General features: G+C 37.9%; 3 protein-coding genes and 1 pseudogene. 1 reads left to right on the forward strand and 3 read right to left on the reverse strand.

Annotated features, from left to right (window positions below):
• Positions 1-1,518 (forward strand): annotated as a pseudogene (locus F6K54_RS42260) (Dynamin family protein); the annotation flags it as partial.
• 193 nt (positions 1,519-1,711) lie between these two features.
• On the opposite strand, the gene mutT reads toward F6K54_RS42260, so the two are convergent.
• The 3 genes from mutT to F6K54_RS42275 form a co-directional block, all read right to left on the reverse strand.
• Positions 1,712-2,134, reverse strand: coding sequence for an 8-oxo-dGTP diphosphatase MutT (gene mutT, locus F6K54_RS42265; RefSeq protein ID WP_293090466.1), 423 nt, complete (start codon positions 2,132-2,134; stop codon positions 1,712-1,714).
• Positions 2,135-2,177: 43 nt separating this feature from the next.
• Positions 2,178-2,402: an RRXRR domain-containing protein gene (locus tag F6K54_RS42270; protein ID WP_375342038.1), complete on the reverse strand. Its 225-nt coding sequence runs from the start codon at positions 2,400-2,402 to the stop codon at positions 2,178-2,180.
• Between the two features lie 240 nt (positions 2,403-2,642).
• Positions 2,643-2,804: an RRXRR domain-containing protein gene (locus F6K54_RS42275; protein WP_366558403.1), complete on the reverse strand. Its 162-nt coding sequence runs from the start codon at positions 2,802-2,804 to the stop codon at positions 2,643-2,645.
• Positions 2,805-3,220 lie beyond the last annotated feature (416 nt).

Below are 3,220 nucleotides of genomic sequence, written 5' to 3' on the forward strand. Positions count from 1 at the left end.
TCAATATTCTACCCAACTCGGCGGCTCTTCCGATCTCTTTTTGTTTTCTTGAGTCAGATCGATCGCTTTAAGACTCCAGAAGATTTGCAAGAACACCTTAAAGAAGCGTCAGAGGATTGGTATCGACGAGCAAAATTACCTCCTGAGCGAATTGTTCATGGTTCTGCTGGAGCTTATTTAGTTTTGAATAGTAGGGCGAATGAACAAACATCCAAAGCAGTTGGCGATTCAAAATCTCTTTTAAGTCACTTGAAGTATCTGACTGGTATAGAAGATGAAGAAACATTACCACAAAAAGCTACTGGTATTGAGGAAATTAAAGCGCGAATTAATGATTATATTAATAATGAGCGAGTTACAGTTTTAGAGAAACGTTGTAATGCTATCATTACAACTATATTGAAAACATCGAAAGAAATTTTTGAGGTTGTTAGTAAGCGTTATCCAGAAAATCCAGACGAAGCCAAACGACGAGAAGAAAATCAACGTCGTATTGAATTTTCTGAGTGGTGGGAGAAAAAGTGGGCGGAGATTCAAGGAGATTTTACAAAATATTATAGTAAAAATATTCGTAAGCTGACTATAGATGAAGGGGTAGAATATTCTTCAGATATAGTCAAACAATTTCGCGCCCGGTATCTCCAAGATATTGATACAAAGATGAAAGAGTTGGAATCAAAGACCAGCAAACGAAAAGAAGAAATTTTTGAGCAAACAACTCGTAAGGAATTCGATCCGAAACGAACGGATTATGAATGGCGTGAAGAACTTTCTGGTGATATCAACACTCTCTTAATAGATATTGCTCATCAACTTGCCCTTGAAATCAAAGAAGAGTCTTTAGAGTTAGTCAAATATCTAACTACTTTACTGTGGGAAAGTCCAGAAGTGAAAGAACGACTGATTGGTAATACAGAACAATTTGTAGAAATATTAAGTCGCAGTTTGACTGCATTATTTCTCCGCTTTGCACGTCCAGTAGCAGACTCATTAATTCCTGGGCCTTTAGATAGTGAAACTCGTAAGCGTATTGTCAAAAGACTGGGAATAGATATAGAAATAGTTGATAATTACTATAGTGGGGAGGAGAAGGCTTTCAGCGTGCTAAGACGATATGTAAATCGGGGTTCCAAGTTGCTCTATAATTCAAATATACGGTATGAAGTATTAGGTGTTCGTGAAGTTTCTGAGGATGTGCCACAACAACCTAATAATTCGGCACAAGAAGTAATTTTAGAAATTGAAACCGATATCAAAGCACTTGGAACCTATTTACGGTCAGCTATTTTTGACGCAGCAGGTTTTGAGCAGTTTTGTCTACAAGAACTTGATGATCTGCGCGATCGCTTTATTCGATATGAAGCCGTTTGGCGAGGAGTCGCCCAGAATGAATGGTTAGAAGAAAATCCCTTACTTATGGCTGAAATACCCGATAATTTAAAGGCTTATGAAGTCAATTTAGAAGTTAGCGATCGCTTACGTCAGTTATCTACTGCTTTGAAAAACTTTGTCCCTTGAAGGAGTATATGTAACGGCTTGCAAATAAAAACGCTTCGGCCTGCAAACAAGGCAATTTTCAGCTCACATTAACTGTAGCGGCCAGTAATATCATGTCCGGTTGAATACTTACACTTTGGAGGAGGTAAGGCAGCGGGAGCTGGAGGCAGGAGGCAGAAGGAAAGAAGAGGTTAGAAGGGAAAAGGTTTTTTGATCACTGATTATCCGGACATGATATAATGTGGGTTTTTTTCAGAGCAGTAATAATCTGACTATTTGCTTGGGGAAATGTAAATTCCTCAATATTATCTAATGTCACCCATTTAAACTCATCACATTCTATCGTTTGTGGTGTTCCCCGCAAATAGCGACAATGATAGGCATGAAGTGTTACTTTCATTTCAGAATAACTATGTTCTATTGTAATTAAATGTTCTTCTACTGCAATATCAATTCCTAACTCTTCTAAAATTTCTCTTTTAATACAATCTTCTATTGTTTCACCTGCTTCTTTTTTGCCACCTGGAAATTCCCATAAACCGCCAAATGCACCCCCAGGTCGTCGTTTATCAATTAAAATTTGTCCTGCTTCATTCCAGATGACAGCAACACCAATTAACTTATGAGGCAATATCATTTTTCAATATTTTCCATTTCAAACAAAAATCTCCTGTTAAGTTTTAGAGGACATTTTCCTCGACATTTCCTGTAATTTCTAGATCTTGTATCAATTGAGTATCAAAGCGAACCAGTTCCATTGAGATTGATTCTACTGGACAAAACTTAATTAATCGTTTGACCCAAGTCATAGTAGTTTCGACTCTGTGCATAACAGAAGGTGCTAACCAACCAGTAGGCTTCTTTTTGTTAGGTAATCCTGGTTTACCGAAAAATTGTGGTTTCAAGCCTCCCCTTTTAAGGGGAAACAAGCGGTCGAGGGATGAATGGGTTTCCTAACTATATCCAATCGACCAAGAGAAGAAAAAATTTTTACGCTCCGCGTCCATCCTATCCGTTTTGAAGGAGAGGTAATAATTAATTATTAATTATTAATTATTAATTATTAATTATTAATTATTAATAGAGCCATCCCTGTAAATTTTGAGCCTTGGTCAATCTTTAGAATTAAAGTTTTTTCTACAGCTTCAACAGCTTTGCGTGAGAATCAAAGTAAACGGAAAGCGTCGCCAGACAGAAGCTCTGCCAGAATTTAAAAATCTACGAGCAACAGAAGGTTTGCAAGGTTGTAACGGTTTTTTGTTTGTATCTAGTCGCGAAAACGTAATTAGTATTAGACATTGTGGTATCTAGTCCTTTTCAGTCAAGTGTTCCTCGATCATGTTGGCCAGGCTTGTTCATGCTCTAAACACTATCGGTACAAAACCCACTTCCGATTGGCGCTATTAAACGCTTTCCTTAATTTAGAGCGACCAGCATATATGCTGGAGTTCACATATTGTGGTCGTGACCTGCCAACGTAGTCAGTACTGACTTAATCTGCAACCTTTGAGAGACAACCGAGAGAAATGTCGGCCGATTGGCTAGGTTTTTCAAAGGTGGTTAATTAACCAAGAGGACGATCGAGACTTAATCAATTAACCGATACTGTTTTGTTAACATTTGCTAACAATGCACAGCAAGATTAACCTGCTGAGGGGGTATCTCCCAATGTCTACAAGAAAACCTGTAGACGCAAGTGAATTACTTACATCGCCTTGATTAT

This window comes from Okeania sp. SIO3B5 (assembly GCF_010692555.1).
Taxonomy (GTDB): domain Bacteria; phylum Cyanobacteriota; class Cyanobacteriia; order Cyanobacteriales; family Microcoleaceae; genus Okeania.

Coding starts and splice junctions, on each gene's coding strand:
- mutT (WP_293090466.1), bottom strand. CDS start 2,134: ATGATATTGCCTCATAAGTTAATTGGTGTTGCTGTCATCTGGAATGAA.